Below are 354 nucleotides of genomic sequence, written 5' to 3'. Positions count from 1 at the left end.
GGCTTTACTGCTCCTTATTGGCGGAATTTTTCTTCTTGGATTTGACTTTTGGTTTGGACTTACCGTAGGAATTTCCCTGGTTTCGGTAATTGTGATCGCTTCTTTGATAGGAACCTTTGTGCCTATTATTTTGGATAAATTCGGGATCGATCCCGCTATGGCTACGGGCCCTTTTATCACCACCAGTAATGACATTTTTGGAATCCTGATCTACTTTTCCATAGCCAAGCTCATCCTCGGCTTTTGATCTTCCAAAACCAATTTTCTAAAGTTGGAATTTGGGATTTGTAATTTTATCTGTGGGTGCTGCTGCGCACCGGGCTTTCCGCTATATTTTTTTGCCCTAAAGAGGCA

Annotated in this window: 1 protein-coding gene; it reads left to right on the top strand. The window is 42.1% G+C overall.

From position 1 onward, the window contains the following. Positions 1–247 (top strand): magnesium transporter (locus HC176_RS17890; RefSeq protein WP_167920350.1); only part of this gene is annotated, 247 nt, incomplete at its 5' end. Positions 248–354: the final 107 nt, after the last annotated feature.

It is taken from the genome of Tamlana crocina (assembly GCF_012037625.1).
This window is presented reverse-complemented; position numbering and strand designations above follow the sequence as displayed.